This window comes from Pedococcus sp. P2_D7, assembly GCF_056404295.1.
In genome coordinates this window covers 251,742-266,930 of the sequence record NZ_JBFUEH010000004.1, presented here as the reverse complement: position 1 = coordinate 266,930, position 15,189 = coordinate 251,742, and the positions used below count along the sequence as shown (strand labels likewise).

Below are 15,189 nucleotides of genomic sequence, written 5' to 3'. Positions count from 1 at the left end.
GCGAGTTAGCGCCGGCCTCGCGCGGCGCTAACTCGCCTTTTGCATGGATTAGCGCCGCCGTGCCAGCGGGAGGACCTACGTCGCGTCGTCGTCGTAGGGCGTCGGCTTGGTCGCGTCGTAACCGCCGGTGCTGGCGGCAAAGGTCGGAGGAGTCCCGTCGGCGTCTGCGGGGTTCGGGTCGAGCAGCGCCTCTCGCACGATGCGACGCGGGTCGTACTGCCGCGGGTCGTACTGACGCCAGTCGATGTCATCGAACTCCGGCCCCATCTGCTCGCGCAGCTGGCCCTTGGCACCCTCGGCCATCGCCCGCGCCTGGCGCACCAGGCGACCCAGCTTCGCGGCATACTCCGGCAGTCGTTCGGGACCGAGGATCACCACCGCCAGCACGATGATCGCGATGAACTCCCAGCCGTTGATGCCTGCCATGGTGCGCTCTCCTACTTGCCTGAGCCGGACAGGGTGAGGGTGACGCTGATCGTCTCGCTGCCACGGCGCACCTTCATCGACACGTCGTCACCTACGCTCTTGGCCCGGATCGCCACGACGAGGTCGTCGGGGTCGGTGACCCGGCGGCCGTCGAACTCGACGATCACGTCGCCGGGCTTGATCCCGGCCTTGGCTGCAGGGCCCTGGGGATCCACCGGCGGACCGCTGGTGTCGCTCTCCTTGGACAGGATCCGCACCCCGTCACCCGTGAACTCGCGGTCCAGCACCACACCGATGACCGGGTGCTGGGCCGAGCCGGTCTTGATGAGCTGTTCGGCGGTCTTGACCACCTGGTCGCTCGGGATCGAGAAGCCGACGCCGATGTTGCCCGACTGGGTGTCCGTGGCTCCCGGGACGCGCGCGATGGCGGAGTTCACGCCGATCACCTGACCGGCCATGTTGAGCAGCGGCCCGCCACTGTTGCCCGGGTTGATCGCGGCGTCGGTCTGGATCGCGTTGATGAACGACTGCTGGTTGCCGTCACCGCCGGGGCTGACCGGTCGGTTGAGCGCGCTGACGATGCCGCTGGTCACGCTGGACTCGAGCCCGAGGGGCGCACCCACCGCGATCACCTGGTCGCCGACGACGACGTCCTTGGACGACCCCATCACGAGCGGGACGAGGTCGGTGCGGTCGGTCTTGAGGACGGCCAGGTCGTAGGAGCCGTCCCGCCCGGCGATGGTGGCGTCGATCTCGGTGCCGTTGGACAGCTCCACCTTGATCGTGCCTCCGCTGGCGGCGCTCGCGACGACGTGGTTGTTGGTGATGATGTGGCCGTCGCGGTCGAGCACGAAGCCGGACCCGGTGCCGCCGCCGTCGGCCCCGTCGACCTTGATGGTCACGACGCTCGGGAGCGCGTTGGCCGCGATGTTGGCGATCGACCCCGGGGGCCGAGCGGTCGAGCCCGCACCAGCCGACGGGATCGACGAGGGCGTGCGGTCGAGCCTGCCGAAGTCGACGCGTCCGGTCGCCCCCAGCCAGCCACCGAACACGCCACCGAGGCCCGCGGCAACGAGCGCGGCGATGGCGGCCACGGCGACGAGGGCACCCCAGCCGGGTCCCTTCTGCTGCGGGGCCGTCGCCTCGGGCGGACGCTGGCCGACCCACGGGGTCGGCTGGCCGGCATACCCGGCGTCTGCGGTGGGGCTGGTGATCGGGTCCCAGCCCGCGCTCGTGGTCTGCGGGTTGTTGTTGGCCTGGGCGGCCGGGTATGCCGGGTGGCCGGCTGACTCGGTGGGGAATCCGGTGGGGGCGGCGGAAGTGGCCCCGGCGGGGACGTCAGTGCCCTGGGTCTGGACGTCGTCGAACGGCCACCCGGTCGGCTCCGCGGCCCAGACCGGTCCGGCCCCGGGGGTGTCCGGCGCACCGGGGGCACCGGTGGCCGCACCAGCAGCTGCACCCTGGGTGGGCGGACCCTGGAGCTCCTGGGTGTGCGTCAGGTCGACGGGCTGGGTGTAGTCGCCGCTGCCACGTCCGGGCGGGGCCCAGGGGTCCCAGGCGGGTTCGGCGGTGGGAGCGGCGGCTGCGGGGATCGGCGCGGACGTCGCGTCGGCCGTCGGTCCGGGACGGACCTCGGACGAGTCGGAGGAGAGGTCGGAGGAGAGGTCGGAGGAGGGGTCGGCGGGCGTCGGCCGGTCGTGGCCTTCCGGGTCTCGCTCGTCGCTCATGGAGTCGATTGTGCCGAACGACCACGCACCGTGCCCACAGAGGGTGTGGCAGAGGGGCCGGACGGCGAGCCGCCGAGCCCGGGCACCGTGAAGGAAGCCGTCGCGAAACCCGGACTGACCGGCTTGGCGCGCTGCACGACGGGTGGTGCGGTGGGGTTCGTCGAGGTCAGGCCACCGCTCACCACGAGGCTCAGCGCCGCAGCAGCGGTGGCCCCGGCGGCCAGACCCGCGTAGACGGTCGCCCGCCCGGCCGAGCGGTGCAGCGCGGGAGTGCCGCGGTCGACGACGCGGACCGGCGCCACCGGGATGGGTGGGAGCAGTGGGGCCCGGGTCGCGCTCGTGCCGTCGGGCCCGGACGGCGGCATGTGCGTGGCCAGGGCCAGCAGCATCCCGCGCAGGTCACCCGGGACCGGGGAGCCGGCCGAGGAGCGCAGCGCCGAGAGCACGCGCCGTTCCTCGTCCACGGCGGCGCGGCAGCACTGGCAGGCCACGACGTGGCGGTCCCACCGCAGCAGGGTCGCGTCGTCCATCGCCCGGTCGGCGTAGGAGGTCACCTGGTCGCCGAGGCACCGGCCGCGCGCGCTGAACGACGCACTCGCGACACCGGTCCACCCTGGGCGGGTCACCGTGATCCCGGCACCGCCCGGCCGAGCACCGGGATCCGGCGCTTGGTCACTGGCGCACGGTCGGCGTCCACGGCGGGACGGGCGAGCTTGGGGTCACGGTGCGCGAGGGCCTCACGGAGCTGGGCGCGGCCACGGTGGATGCGCGAGCGCACGGTGCCGAGCTTGACGCCCAACGTCGCGGCGATCTCCTCGTAGGACAGGCCCTCGATGTCGCAGAGCACGACGGCCGCCCGGAAGTCAGGTGACAGGGCATCGAGCGCGCGTTGGACGTCGTCGTCGAAGTGGGTGGCGTCGAAGGCGGCCTCGGGACCGGCCTCACGGGTGGGCAGCCGGGCGGCGGACTCGTCGGACAGCGCATCGAACCGGATGCGCTGCTTGCGACGCATCTTGTCGAGGAAGACGTTGGTCGTGATGCGGTGCAGCCAGCCCTCGAACGTGCCGGGCTGGTAGCTGTGCAGCGAACGGAAGACGCGGATGAACACGTCGTGCGTGAGGTCCTCGGCGTCGTGCGGGTTGCCGGTGAGGCGGTAGGCCAGGCGGTAGACGCGGGCTGAGTGCTGCTCGACGATCTCTTCCCAGGTCGGCGGGACCCACGCGGGTCCTTCCTGGGCGTCCCCCTGGACGTCCTGCCGGGCCGTACCGATCGTGTCGGTCGCGGTCACGTCCCTCACCTCCGTCGAGCGCCGGGCGGCGCACACCTGTCATTCGGTCCAGACGACCGAGTGGCTTGCATCGTTCCCCAACAACCTGAGCGTTCCCTGTATGCCGCGGTGCCCGGTTCGCGGCGTTCGCGGCAGTAGGGTTTGGCGCATGAGCGCACAGAAGCCGGCCAGCTGGGCCTACGCCGAGGAGTTCGTCACCGAGAACGAGGTGATCGAGTCGGCGCGGCGGCGGGGCGAGGAGCTGGGGGCCACTCCGGTCGGCAACGGCGCCGGGGTGCTGCTGCGACTCCTCGCGGCTGCGGTCAAGGCCAAGTCGGTCGTCGAGGTGGGCACCGGCGCGGGCACCTCAGGTCTGTGGATGCTCCAGGGCATGCCGGAGGACGGCATCCTCACGACGATCGACGTCGAGGCCGAGCACCAGGGTGTCGCGAAGAAGGCCTATGCCGAGGCCGGCATCGCCCACCAGCGCACCCGGGTCATCACCGGTCGGGCGCTCGACGTGCTCCCCCGGATGACCGACGGCGCCTACGACATGGTGGTCATCGACGGCGACAAGGTGGAGTACCCCGAGTACGTCAGCCACGGCATCCGCCTGCTGCGTTCCGGTGGCGTGCTCGTGCTCGACAACATGCTCTGGCACGACAAGGTGGCCGACCCGGCGGCGCGCGACGAGCAGACGTCGGTGCTGCGTGACCTGGGCAAGGCGCTGCGCGACGACGAACGCCTCATCCCCGCGCTGCTGCCGGTGGGCGACGGCGTGCTGGCGGCCGTCAAGCGCTGACGCGTGGCTATCTCATGCAAAAGGCGAGTTAGCGCCGTTGTCGGGCGGCGCTAACTTGCCTTTTGCATGAGATAGCGTCGCCGGCTGCGGGGACAGGTCAGGCGGAGCCGGGACCGGGGCCGCGACGGAACCGGCCCGGACCCTCGGCGATCGCGACGACCTCGAAGGGCTCGATCAGGGTCGGCGCCGAGCCGATGATGCCGCTGCCGGCCGACTCGGCGGCGGTGGCGGAGAACTCGCGCTGGAAGTCGTCGCGGTAGACCTTCTCGTCGAACACGTAGGTGCCCTCGAACCACTGCCCCTCGACCATCCGCCAGGTCTTGAAGGCGAGGCCGTCGAGGAACATGAACTTGGCCATCGACGTCCCGACGACGTAGTCGCGCAGCTCCTGGGCCACCCCTTCGGGTGCGGACTCCAGGGACCAGCGCACGCTCAGGCCGTATCCGGCGTTCATGACATCTCCTCCAGCCAGGTGAGCAGCAGGCGGGCACCGAAGCCCGTCCCGCCCTTGGTGAGGAGTCCGCGGTCGACGTCGGAGCGACCCACCCCGGCGATGTCGAGGTGTGCCCAGCGTCGCGCGCCCACGAACTCACGCAGGAACAATGCTGCCGAGATCGAGCCACCACCGCCTCCGGTGCCCGCGATGTGGTTGATGTCGGCCACGTCGCTGTCGAGGCCGGCCCGGTAGTCCTCCACCAGCGGCATCGGCCAGAGCAGCTCCCCGGTCGCCTCCCCCGCGGTCACGAGCGCACGGGCGAGGGCGTCGTCCGTGGCGTAGACCGGGGCCATCGACCGACCGAGCGCGACGCGGGCGGCACCGGTGAGCGTGGCGATGTCGAGGAGCACTGTCGGGTCGAGGTGCAGGTCGGCGTAGGCGAGGGCGTCGGCCATGACGATGCGTCCCTCCGCGTCGGTGTTGCCGATCTCGACGGTCCGCCCGCCGTACTGGGTGACGACGTCACCGGGCCGGTATGCCGCGCCGCCGACGCCGTTCTCGGCGAGCGCCAGCAGGCCGGTCACCTTCACCGGCACCGCGAGCTCACGACAGGCGGCCAGCACCGCGAGGACGATGGCCGCACCACTCATGTCGGTCTTCATCGCGAGCATGCCGTCGGCCGGCTTGATGTCGAGGCCGCCGGTGTCGAAGGTGATGCCCTTGCCGACGAGCACGACGCGCGGCGTGCGGGCCGTGGCGCCTTCGGGTGCGTAGTCGAGCTGCACGAGACGCGGCGGGGTGGCGGAGGCGGCGCCGACCGCCAGCAGCCCGCCGAAGCCCTCGGCCTTCAGCTCACGCTCGGTCCACACGCGCACGTCGAGCCCACTGCGGCCCGCCAGCGTCCTCGCCTGGGCGGCGACCCACGCGGGGTTCTTGGTGTTGGAGGGGACGACAGCGAGGTTGCGGGCGAGCATGGTGGCGCGGGCTCGCACCACCGAGTGCCGCACGGACGGCTCGTCGTAGGACCCGACGAGGGCGACCTCTGCGGCAGGGGCGGAGGCCGGCGCGGCGTCGTCGCGGACCCACCGCGGGCCGGCGTAGCCGCCGAGGGCCAGTCCCTCGGCCAGCGCCGCCTGGACGGCTCGGGACGTGCCGCCGCCGACCGTCGTCACCAGCGCAGCGTGGCCCTTGCCCGCCCGGCCGAGCGCCGCACCGGCGGCGCGCAGGTCGGCTGCGGCGCCTCCGGCGACCCCCACGAGCAGCACCTTGCGCGCCGGGCGCTCGCCCGGCGGGAGCGGGATCGTCGTGACCGACCCGGCCTCGGGCTTGGGCTCGTAGGTGGCCGACACCGCTGCGGCGTCGAGGCCCACCAGCGTCAGCGCCTTGGCCGTGGCCCCGGTCACCGGCAGTCCCCCGGTGGGCACCGGGAGGGCCAGCAGGAGGTCGGCGGGGTCGAGGTCGGCCAGGACGTCGGCCAACGGCTCTGCCGAGATGGTCCAGACGCTGGCTGCCGGGTCGAGCAGTTCGGGTGCACGCACGGACTCGACCCTACCCACCCGCGGTGCGGCCGCGGCATACCCCTGCACGCGCGAGGACCCCCGCCGGCTGGTGCCGATGGGGGTCCTCGAAACGTGCGGTGGGGACTACTTCAGGCCCTCGCAGTTGGTGATCGCGTCGCCGAGGGCGCGGACCTCGTCAGGAGTCATCTCGACGACGAGGCGGCCGCCACCCTCGAGCGGCATGCGCAGGACGATGCCGCGACCTTCCTTGGTCACCTCGAGCGGGCCGTCGCCGGTCCTCGGCTTCATTGCCGCCATGAGTGTCCTTCCGTTTGGCGTGGTCTGCTGTTGGCCACGCGGATCCACGCCAGTGCCTGTGATCAGTCCCGCGCGCGCCAGATTTGCTCCATTATCCCGTGAACCACCTCACAGGCGAAATCCGGGTCCGACGACGGTCCGGCAGGATGGCGGCATGACCGACACGACCAGCGACGCGACCACCCAGCCGAGCTCCCTCGTCCTCGTCGAGCGCGACGGCGCGGTGGCCACGGTCCGCCTCAACCGACCCGACGCGATGAACTCCCTGGACATCGCCACGAAGGACGCGCTGGTCAGCGCCCTGACGGACGTCGCCCAGGACCCCAGCGTGCGCTGTGTCGTCCTGACCGGCAGCGGCCGCGCCTTCTGCGTCGGCCAGGACCTGCGCGAGCACATCACCCTGCTCCAGAACGACGACCCCTCGCTCTGGGACACCGTGGCCCGGCACTACAACCCCGTCGTCGAGCTGCTCGCGACGATGAACAAACCGGTCGTCGCAGCAGTCAACGGGGTGGCTGCGGGAGCCGGTGCCGGGTTCGCGCTGGCGGCCGACTTCCGCGTGATGGTCGACAGCGCGGGCCTCAACCTGGCGTTCGCCGGCATCGCGCTGTCGTGCGACTCCGGCACGTCCTGGTCGCTGCAGCGGATCGTCGGGCCCGCGAAGGCCAAGGAGCTGCTGCTCCTCCCCCGCACGGTGCCAGCCGAGGAGTGCCTGTCGCTGGGCCTGGTCACGCGCGTCGTCACCGCGGACGAGTTCGACATCGCCGTGACTGAGCTGGCCACCAAGCTGGCCGCAGGGCCGACGCTCGCCTACGGGTCGATCCGGCGCGCCGTCGCGTTCAGCTCCGGTCACGGCCTGAGCGAGTCGCTGGCCACCGAGGGCGACTACATGACGCTGACCGGCGCGACCTCCGACCACCGGGCCGCCGTCGCCGCGTTCCTCGCCAAGGAGAAGCCGGTCTTCACCGGCGCGTGACCGTTGCTCCACCCAGCACAGGTTCCTTGTTGGCGGACACCCTGCAACCTGTCCCTCTGCCAGCAAAGTCTGCTAGCAAAGGTTGCTCGAGATCACGGCGGGGCTGAGGCCCAGGGGGTGTAGGTCAGCAGCGTGCAGGTGAACCAGAACAGCCCCACCAGGAGCACCAGCGCGACCACGCCCACCCGGCGGCGCCAGTGCGCCACCACCTTGGCGCCCGTGGACGTCCGCATCGCCACCGAGGCGACCACGGCAGCGAGCGGGAAGTCGAGCAGGAGGAAGCGCCACATGCTCGTGATCGGGCGCACCACCGCGAGCAGGTACAACGGGTAGGCCAGCGCCCAGACCCGCAGCTCGACGGCCAACCATCGGCCGTGCCGACCGAGGATCAGCGCGATGTAGGTCGCGACGAGCCCCACGAGGATGACCACCCCGACGAGTCCGTGGGCCTCCCACGCCCAGGAGAGCCAGAGCACGAACGGGCCGGACTCGGGCTTCTGCCCCCACGCGGCCTGCACGTCGAAGAACGCCCTGGGCAGGCCGCTGGTGATGCCGACGACCACCGGCCACGCGATGGACGACACGGCGGTCGCGACGAGCATGAGCGCCGCGGTCACCCGCTGGCCGCGCAGCGGTGTCACCCCGGCCACGCGGTCGTCGCGCCACCGCAGCACGAGGTGGGCGATCGCCGCGCAGGCGATGCCGGGGGCAGCCGCTCGGGTGAAGCCGAGTGCGAGCACGAGGACGACGACCCAGGCGTAGCGCCGCTGCATGAGCAGGAGCAGCGACCCCGCGATGAGCACTCCGGCCAGCGCCTCGGTGTACGGCATCACGAGGATGCCCGTCGCCGGGTAGAGGCACCAGAGCGCCCCGGTCACGAGGGCGAGGCGCTCCCGGGCCGGTTGGGGCGAGGCGTGCAGCGCGAAGTTGAAGCAGCGCCAGACCAGCAGCGTGCAGACGGCACCCAGCACGAGGTTGAGGCCCACCCCGGCCACCTCGAACGAGAGGCCGGTGAGCATCAGCCCGCGAACCAGGAAGGGGAAGGCCGGGTAGAACGCCCACGCGCTGTAGGTCAACAGGCCCGTGTCGGGGTCGGCCGGCAGCGGGACCGGGTAGCCCTGGGTCGCGACCCGGCGGTACCAGATGCTGTCCCAGTTGCCGAGCATGTCGCCCACCGTCGGGTCGAGGTGGCCCACCCCGGCGGGGGTCTGGAACCACGTCGCGGCGACCCAGATGGCGACCAGCGCGATGACCCGGGTCACGGCATACACGAGGAGCAGGAAGACGACGGGACGCCGCAACGCCCACTTCCCCACTGCGCTGCGCCCCTGGGAGGTCACGACGGCGCGCAGCCCGGTCACGGTCACGGCGGGTAGTCCGAGGGCGGGACGTAGACGAGCAGCTTCCAGATCCACATGGCCTGCCCGGCGATGCCGATGGCGACGAGGATGCTGACCTTCGTCCAGAGGTACCGGACCCGCCGCTGGACCCCCGCCCCGCCGAGGACCCCCGCCCCGCCGAGGACCACCGCGATCAGCGGGAACAGCGGGATGGCGTAGCGGAAGATGCTCGTGAACGGGTCGAGCACGACGGCGAGGTAGGCCGGGTAGGCCAGGCACCACGCACGCAGCTCGGTGCCCAGCCGGGTCGCCCAGGGGCCGCAGGTGAGCACGACGATGGTCGTCGCCAGGGCAGCCAGCGCGACCGGGCCGTAGACGGCGCCACCCTCGAAGTCCCGGAAGGTCCACTGGGACATCCCCAGCCAGGGTTTGAACGGGGTGATGACGTTGCCCACCCGCCAGGCCGCCATCGTGTCGGTGTAGGCACTTCGCACCCCGGTCACCTGCCAGGCGATCAGCGGCCACGCCACGGCACCGACGGCAGAGGCAACCAGGGCGAAGGCGCCGGCGGCGTACTCACCGGGCTCGACCGGGTCGACGGCGCGACGACGCCACCGCAGCAGCAGCATCAGTGCGACGACGATCGCCACCGGCACGGCGATCGGCCGGGTGACACCCAGCACGAGGGCCAGGGCGCCGGTCATCACCCAGTTGCGTCGGATCAGCGCCCAGAGCAGGCCGCAGAGCACCAGCATGGCGATCGCCTCGGTGTAGGCGATCTGCAACGAGACGGCCGCGGGGAAGGCCCCCCACACCGCGACCGTCGCGAGCGCGACCCGGGGGCCGACCCGCTCGGCCAGGAGCCGGCCCATGATGAGCGCCGCCCCCAGGCCGCACAGCAGCGAGAGCGTCGACGCCACGACCGGGAAGCCCAGGTGCGTCACGGACATGAGCAGCCGCGCGAGGATCGGGAACAGCGGGTAGAAGGCCCAGGCGTTCTGGGACACCCGACCGCTTCCGGGGTCGACGGGCAGGACGTGGGGGTAGCCGTGCTCGGCGACGTGGCGGTACCAGCTGCCGTCCCACAGCACCGTCATGTCGATCGGCTCGACGGTCGGCCCGGTCCAGTCGGGCATGACGACCTGGTCGCGGCTGGCCAGCACGAGCAGCACCGCCGACACGGCCCGCAGCGCGAGGTAGACCAACGCCACCCTCACGCCGAGGATGCGCATCATCGGGCTCCGCCCGCCCGGTGGCAGCCGGCCAGGTGGTCGTCCACTAGGCCGCAAGCCTGCATCGCGGCATACATCGTCGTGGGGCCGACGAAGACGAAGCCGGCTTTCTTCAGGGCCTTGGCCAGCGCGACGGACTCCGGCGAGGTCGCCCGGAAGTCGGCCGTCGTCTGCGGCGGGACGTGGTGCTCGGGCACGTGCGACCAGACCAGCTCGTCGAGCCCTCCCGCCGCACGCAAGGCGAGCACCGCCGCGGCGTTCGTGATCGCGGCGTCGACCTTGAGCCGGTTGCGGACGATGCCGGTGTCGGCCATGAGCCGGGCCCGGTCGGCGTCGTCGAACTGGGCCACCACCTCGGGGTCGAACCCGGCGAAGGCGGTGCGGAACCCTTCGCGCTTGCGCAGGATCGTGATCCACGCCAGGCCGGACTGGAACGCCTCGAGGGTGAGCCGCTCGTAGAGGGCTCGCTCGCCGTGGACGGGCACTCCCCACTCGGTGTCGTGGTAGTCGAGGTAGTCGGGAGTCGAGCCCGCCCAGGCGCAGCGCGTGACCCCGTCCTCGCCGACGATGAGTCCGCTCACCGCCCGGCCTCCCGGCCCGCGGCCCGCGCACGCTGCTCGGCGCGCGCGAGCATGGCGTCGACGGCCCGACCGTAGAGCCGCTCGCTGGCCCGGGTCAGCAGCGGCGCGAACAGCCGCTTGAACGGCAGCGGCCTCACCACCACGCCCTCATGCCAGTCCAGACGAGTGCCGGCGCCCTCGGGTTCGACCCGGACCTCGGCCCAGCCGCCGAGCAGTCGCCCGGTCTTGACGATGCGGAAGGAGCCGCGCCCGTCGTCGCCCGGAGGCGCCCACGCCGACACCAGCATCGAGTCGGAGAACCCGACCGGCCCGAGCCCGCTGACCCCCGCGAAGCCCCAGCCCAGTCGGGGACCGCCCGCGTCGACCCGCATGCGGGTCAACGGCATCCAGTCACCGTATGCCGCGAAGTCGGTCACGACGTCCCACACCGTCGCGGGTGGCGCGGCGCACAGGCGGGTGAGGTGGAAGTCAGCCATGGGGTCAGCGGTGCTGGTCCCCGGCCTCGAGCTCCGCGATCCTGGTCTGGAGCTGGTCGAGCACGGCGTCGACCTGGTCCATGCGGTAGCCACGCAGCGCGGTGTCGAACCGCACCGCCGCGATCTCCCCGGGACCGAACTCCTCGGACAGCACCGGGTCGGCCTGGGTCGTGGTGGCCTCGGACAAGGGGTCGTAGCCGACCCGCCCCACGATGAGGGCGGCGAACCCCCCGACGAGGAGCACGCCGACGGCGATGAAGAAGACCCAGATCACGGGCCGATCGTCGCACGAGTTGCTGACGACGACCTAGTCAGCCCGCCGTACCGAGGTCACGGACGTCGTCGTCGGACTGGCCGATCGCGGTGCGCGTCAGCATCTCGACGAACTCGGGGACGTCCTCGGGGGCGAGGCGCAGGGTGGCCCGGCACACGGTGTCCTGCCAGATCGACAGGACCACCCGGCCGGACTCGGGGTGACCGGAGATGCGCAGCGTGCGACCAGCGACGTCCCGACCGACGATGACGTCACCATGGCGCGGCAGCGGCGAGATGGTCACCGACCCATCATCCAATGAGCCGACCAGTCCCGTCCATCCCCCGCTTTCCGGGTCGAGCGCCTCGGACGGCGCCATGGCCCCGTCCCAGACACCCGAGCTGGTCGCTACTCGGGGCGCTTGGGTGCGACCTGGTCGTCGGCCTCGGTCACGAGGCGGACCGCCTCGTCCACGTCGTCCGTGAGGTGCAGCAGGTCGACGTCCTTCAGGCTGACCGTGCCGGCCTCGAGGACGGTGCTGCGCAGCCAGTCGAAGAGGCCACCCCAGTACTCGGTGCCCATCAGCACGATCGGGAACGACGTGACCTTCTGGGTCTGCACGAGCGTCACCGCCTCGAACAGCTCGTCCAGCGTGCCGAACCCACCGGGCAGGACGATGAACCCCTGTGCGTATTTCACGAACATCGTCTTGCGCGCGAAGAAGTAGCGGAAGTTCACGCCGAGGTTCACGTGCTCGTTCAGGCCCTGCTCGAACGGCAGCTCGATACCGAGGCCGACCGACGCACCGCCGGCGTCACGGGCACCCTTGTTGGCCGCCTCCATGGCGCCGGGACCGCCACCGGTGATCACGGCATACCCCTCCTCCACGAGGCGACGCCCCACCTGGGTGGCCAGCTCGTAGAAGGGCGTGCCGGGCTTGGTGCGCGCCGACCCGAAGACGCTCACGGCGGGCCCGAGCTCGGCCAGCGCGCCGAAGCCCTCCACGAACTCGCTCTGGATCCGCATGACGCGCCACGGGTCGGTGTGCAGCCAGTCGCTCGGCCCGCGGCTGTCGAGGAGTCGCTGGTCGGTGGTTGTCCCCGGCACCCGCGAACCACGCAGCGTCACCGGACCCGTGTGGTAGTCGAATCCCGAGTAGTCGTCGTCGCGCTCGGTGGCGCCGGAGGTCTGCGTCTCGTCGGTCACGGAGCCAACCTACGCGAGCGGCACGGGCCCGCCTGCCAGGACCGCGGTCGCTAGGGTCGACGGCGTGGACACCACCTTGCAGGACACCACCGTCCGACGACTGCGCGACCTCGCCATCGACCGCCAGCGCACCGGTCGGGTGCCGGGTGTGGCGGCTGCCGTCGTCCGCCGTGGGGAGCTCCTCTGGTCTGACGGGGTCGGCACCGTCGACGTGGCCGCACCCCGCGTGCCGGGCCCCGACGACCAGTTCCTCGTCGCGTCGAACACCAAGACCTTCACCGCCGTGCTGGTGATGGCCTTGCGTGACGAAGGTCGGCTCGACCTCGACGACACCGTGGACCAGCACCTGCCGGAGGTGCAGCACCGGGCGACCGTGCGGCAGGCCCTCTCCCACGCGACCGGCCTGGCCCGCGAACCCCTCGGCGACGTCTGGGAGACCCTCGACCAGCCCGACGCCGCAACCTTGGTGAGCGACTTCAACTCGATCGAGCGGGTCGGGCGGCCGCACGACCACTGGCACTACTCCAACGTCGTGTATGCCGTGCTGGGCCAGCTCGTGGAGCGCCTCGACGGCCGTTCGTGGGAGGAGTCGCTGCGGGCGCGGATCCTCGAGCCCCTGGGCATGACCCGCACCACGGTCGGCTTCGACGACGGCCCCCGGGCGACCGGCTACCACGTGCAGCCGTTCCACGACGTGCCCCGCGTCGAGCCGGTGGTCGACCTGCGGGCGATGGGCCCGTGCGGCGCCCTGGCGAGCACCGTCACGGACCTCGCGAAGTGGTCGGGCTTCGTGGCCGACCCGGACGCCGCCATCCTGTCGCCCGACACCCTCGAGGAGATGTGCCAACCGCAGCTGATGGTCGACCCCGACGGCTGGGGCGGTGCCATGGGCCTGGGCTTCTTCCTGATGCGCTCCCCCGGCAAGCGGACCTGGGTCGGGCACACCGGCGGCATGCCGGGCCAGGTGACCGGTGTGTTCACCCACCGGGAGAGCGGCACCGGCGGGATCGTGCTCATGAACAGCTCCTCCTCCCCCGACCCTGCGGCGTTCGCGATCGCCCTGGGTGAGCACGTCCTCGAGCACGACCCGGCCGAGGCCGAGCCGTGGCGACCGGGCACCTCCGTGCCCGAGGACCTCGAGCCGCTGCTGGGCCGATGGTTCTCCGAGGGGTCCGGCTACACCTTCTCCGTCCGCGAAGGACGACTCGAGGCGCGGGCCGACAGCGCACCCGCGGACCGCCCCCCGTCCGTCTTCGAGCGCCTCGACGACACGACGTTCCGCACCGTCTCGGGTCGAGAGCGTGGTGAGACGCTGCGGGTCACCCACGACGCCGAGGGTGCCGTGGTGAAGCTGAACTGGGCGACCTACCTGGTGAGTCGCGCGCCCCTGGGGTTCGGCGAGTCACCCGAGGGGTGACGGGGGGCCGGAACGGGCTCTGGCGGCATACGCCTCGTGCCCAGATGCCTCCCGCTCGGGTGACGCGCGATCAGGCCAGCCAGCGCAGCAGCGCGGCCTCGGCCGACTCGAGCTGGCCCACGGGCACCCGCTCGTGGTCGTGGTGGGCGAGGTTGGGGTCGCCCGGTCCGAAGTTCACGGCGGCGATCCCCATCTCGGAGAAGCGGGCCACGTCGGTCCACCCCTCCTTGGCGATGACCGGCACCGCGAGGGCCTCGACGAAGGCCTTCGCGGCCGGGAGGTCGAGGCCGGGGCGGGCCCCGGGGGCGTTGTCGAGGCAGACCACGTCGTAGCCGTCGAACAGGTCCTGCACGTGGTGCAGGGCCTCGTCGGCCGACTTGTCGGGGGCATAGCGGTAGTTGACCGTGATGACGCACTCGTCGGGGATGACGTTGCCGGCGATGCCTCCGCGGATGCCGGTGGCGTTCATGGCCTCGTGGTAGTCGAGCCCGTCGACGGTCACGGTCGAGGTCTCGTAGGCGGTCAACCGGGTGAGCACCGCGGTCGCGTCGTGGATGGCGTTGCGGCCGTTCCACGGACGAGCCGAGTGGGCGGCGACCCCCTTGACCGTGACGTCGACGCGCAGGGTGCCCTTGCACCCACCCTCGACCTGGCTCGCGGTGGGCTCCAGGAGCACCGCGAAGTCGGCGTCGTCGATGAGCTCGGGGCGCTGCTGCTGCACGTGGAGCAGGCCATTGAACTGGCTGTCGATCTCCTCGCCCTCGTAGAACACGAAGGTGAGGTCGCGGCTCGGCTCGGCCACCAGGGCCGCCTTGAGCTGGACCGCCACGCCACCCTTCATGTCGACGGTGCCCCGGCCCACGAGGTCGTCACCGTCCCGCCGGGTGGGGAGGTTGGCGGGCTCCTTGGTGAGCGGGACCGTGTCGATGTGCCCCGCGAGGACGACCCGCTCGTCGCGACCGAGCTCGGTGCGGGCGACCAAGGTGTTGCCGATCCGCGTCAGGGCCAGGTGGCTGAGGGGTGCCAGCGACGCCTCGATGGCGTCACAGACCGCCGCCTCGTCGCGGCTCACGGACTCGATGTCGCAGAGCGCTGCAGTGAGCGTGACGATGTCCGCGGAGAGGTCGAGTGGCACGGTGTCGACAGGTGAGTTCGCCATGCCCGAACCCTATCCACCGCCAGTTCTTCGGAGGATCCGCCGGGTCCTGGCACGGCAGATCTTCCGAACACCCG

The 15,189-nt window shown here is 71.8% G+C and carries 18 protein-coding genes; 3 read left to right on the top strand and 15 right to left on the bottom strand.

Going from position 1 to position 15,189, the window contains the following annotated elements; all coding sequences use genetic code 11:
• Positions 1-75: 75 nt before the first annotated feature.
• The 4 genes from AC1DWJ_RS10440 to sigE are packed head-to-tail and all read right to left on the bottom strand — an operon-like array spanning position 76 to position 3,423.
• Positions 76-426, bottom strand: a complete 351-nt coding sequence (locus tag AC1DWJ_RS10440) for a twin-arginine translocase TatA/TatE family subunit (protein WP_477620739.1) — start codon at positions 424-426, stop codon at positions 76-78.
• Positions 427-437: 11 nt separating this feature from the next.
• Positions 438-2,153, bottom strand: a complete 1,716-nt coding sequence (locus tag AC1DWJ_RS10435; protein WP_477620738.1) for a S1C family serine protease — start codon at positions 2,151-2,153, stop codon at positions 438-440.
• A complete protein-coding gene (locus tag AC1DWJ_RS10430; protein WP_477620737.1) occupies positions 2,150-2,779 on the bottom strand; it encodes an anti-sigma factor in 630 nt (209 codons plus the stop codon). The genes AC1DWJ_RS10435 and AC1DWJ_RS10430 overlap by 4 nt, the downstream gene beginning before the upstream one ends.
• A complete protein-coding gene (gene sigE / locus AC1DWJ_RS10425; RefSeq protein ID WP_477620919.1) occupies positions 2,776-3,423 on the bottom strand; it encodes an RNA polymerase sigma factor SigE in 648 nt (215 codons plus the stop codon). Before sigE ends, AC1DWJ_RS10430 begins: the two co-directional genes overlap by 4 nt.
• A gap of 166 nt (positions 3,424-3,589) precedes the next feature.
• Here sigE and AC1DWJ_RS10420 point away from each other — a divergent pair, with 166 nt between their 5' ends.
• Positions 3,590-4,222, top strand: a complete 633-nt coding sequence (locus tag AC1DWJ_RS10420; protein ID WP_344130275.1) for an O-methyltransferase — start codon at positions 3,590-3,592, stop codon at positions 4,220-4,222.
• Between the two features lie 97 nt (positions 4,223-4,319).
• Here AC1DWJ_RS10420 and AC1DWJ_RS10415 read toward each other — a convergent pair whose 3' ends face one another.
• The 3 genes from AC1DWJ_RS10415 to AC1DWJ_RS10405 form a co-directional block, all read right to left on the bottom strand.
• Positions 4,320-4,676, bottom strand: coding sequence for a hypothetical protein (locus tag AC1DWJ_RS10415; protein WP_457253747.1), 357 nt, complete (start codon positions 4,674-4,676; stop codon positions 4,320-4,322).
• Positions 4,673-6,196, bottom strand: coding sequence for a leucyl aminopeptidase family protein (locus AC1DWJ_RS10410; RefSeq protein WP_477620736.1), 1,524 nt, complete (start codon positions 6,194-6,196; stop codon positions 4,673-4,675). The genes AC1DWJ_RS10415 and AC1DWJ_RS10410 overlap by 4 nt, the downstream gene beginning before the upstream one ends.
• 105 nt (positions 6,197-6,301) lie before the next feature.
• Positions 6,302-6,475 carry a DUF3117 domain-containing protein gene (locus AC1DWJ_RS10405; protein ID WP_082592686.1) on the bottom strand — a complete coding sequence of 58 codons (174 nt, stop codon included), beginning with the start codon at positions 6,473-6,475 and terminating at the stop codon, positions 6,302-6,304.
• Between the two features lie 154 nt (positions 6,476-6,629).
• Between AC1DWJ_RS10405 and AC1DWJ_RS10400 the strand changes: the two genes are divergently transcribed.
• On the top strand, positions 6,630-7,451 hold the full coding sequence (locus AC1DWJ_RS10400; RefSeq protein WP_477620735.1) for an enoyl-CoA hydratase/isomerase family protein: 822 nt from the start codon (positions 6,630-6,632) through the stop codon (positions 7,449-7,451).
• Positions 7,452-7,543: 92 nt separating this feature from the next.
• Here the strand turns inward: AC1DWJ_RS10400 and AC1DWJ_RS10395 are convergent, their stop codons facing one another.
• From AC1DWJ_RS10395 to AC1DWJ_RS10365, 7 genes are all read right to left on the bottom strand, one after another.
• Positions 7,544-8,818: a hypothetical protein gene (locus AC1DWJ_RS10395; protein ID WP_457253750.1), complete on the bottom strand. Its 1,275-nt coding sequence runs from the start codon at positions 8,816-8,818 to the stop codon at positions 7,544-7,546.
• Complete coding sequence (locus AC1DWJ_RS10390; RefSeq protein ID WP_477620734.1) at positions 8,815-10,026, bottom strand: hypothetical protein; 1,212 nt, start codon at positions 10,024-10,026, stop codon at positions 8,815-8,817. The genes AC1DWJ_RS10395 and AC1DWJ_RS10390 overlap by 4 nt, the downstream gene beginning before the upstream one ends.
• A complete protein-coding gene (locus tag AC1DWJ_RS10385; RefSeq protein WP_477620733.1) occupies positions 10,023-10,604 on the bottom strand; it encodes a DNA-3-methyladenine glycosylase I in 582 nt (193 codons plus the stop codon). The genes AC1DWJ_RS10390 and AC1DWJ_RS10385 overlap by 4 nt, the downstream gene beginning before the upstream one ends.
• The gene (locus tag AC1DWJ_RS10380; RefSeq protein WP_457253753.1) at positions 10,601-11,080 is read right to left on the bottom strand and encodes an SRPBCC family protein; all 480 of its coding nucleotides are present in this window, start codon (positions 11,078-11,080) and stop codon (positions 10,601-10,603) included. The genes AC1DWJ_RS10385 and AC1DWJ_RS10380 overlap by 4 nt, the downstream gene beginning before the upstream one ends.
• Positions 11,081-11,084: 4 nt before the next feature.
• Complete coding sequence (locus AC1DWJ_RS10375) at positions 11,085-11,354, bottom strand: DivIVA domain-containing protein (RefSeq protein ID WP_457253754.1); 270 nt, start codon at positions 11,352-11,354, stop codon at positions 11,085-11,087.
• A gap of 37 nt (positions 11,355-11,391) precedes the next feature.
• Positions 11,392-11,637 carry a hypothetical protein gene (locus tag AC1DWJ_RS10370; protein ID WP_457253755.1) on the bottom strand — a complete coding sequence of 82 codons (246 nt, stop codon included), beginning with the start codon at positions 11,635-11,637 and terminating at the stop codon, positions 11,392-11,394.
• 104 nt (positions 11,638-11,741) lie between these two features.
• Complete coding sequence (locus tag AC1DWJ_RS10365) at positions 11,742-12,539, bottom strand: LOG family protein (RefSeq protein ID WP_477620732.1); 798 nt, start codon at positions 12,537-12,539, stop codon at positions 11,742-11,744.
• A 64-nt stretch (positions 12,540-12,603) separates the two neighbouring features.
• Here AC1DWJ_RS10365 and AC1DWJ_RS10360 point away from each other — a divergent pair, with 64 nt between their 5' ends.
• Complete coding sequence (locus tag AC1DWJ_RS10360; RefSeq protein ID WP_477620731.1) at positions 12,604-13,956, top strand: serine hydrolase domain-containing protein; 1,353 nt, start codon at positions 12,604-12,606, stop codon at positions 13,954-13,956.
• A 70-nt stretch (positions 13,957-14,026) separates the two neighbouring features.
• Here the strand turns inward: AC1DWJ_RS10360 and dapE are convergent, their stop codons facing one another.
• The gene (dapE, locus tag AC1DWJ_RS10355; protein ID WP_477620730.1) at positions 14,027-15,115 is read right to left on the bottom strand and encodes a succinyl-diaminopimelate desuccinylase; all 1,089 of its coding nucleotides are present in this window, start codon (positions 15,113-15,115) and stop codon (positions 14,027-14,029) included.
• Between the last annotated feature and the right edge of the window lie 74 nt (positions 15,116-15,189).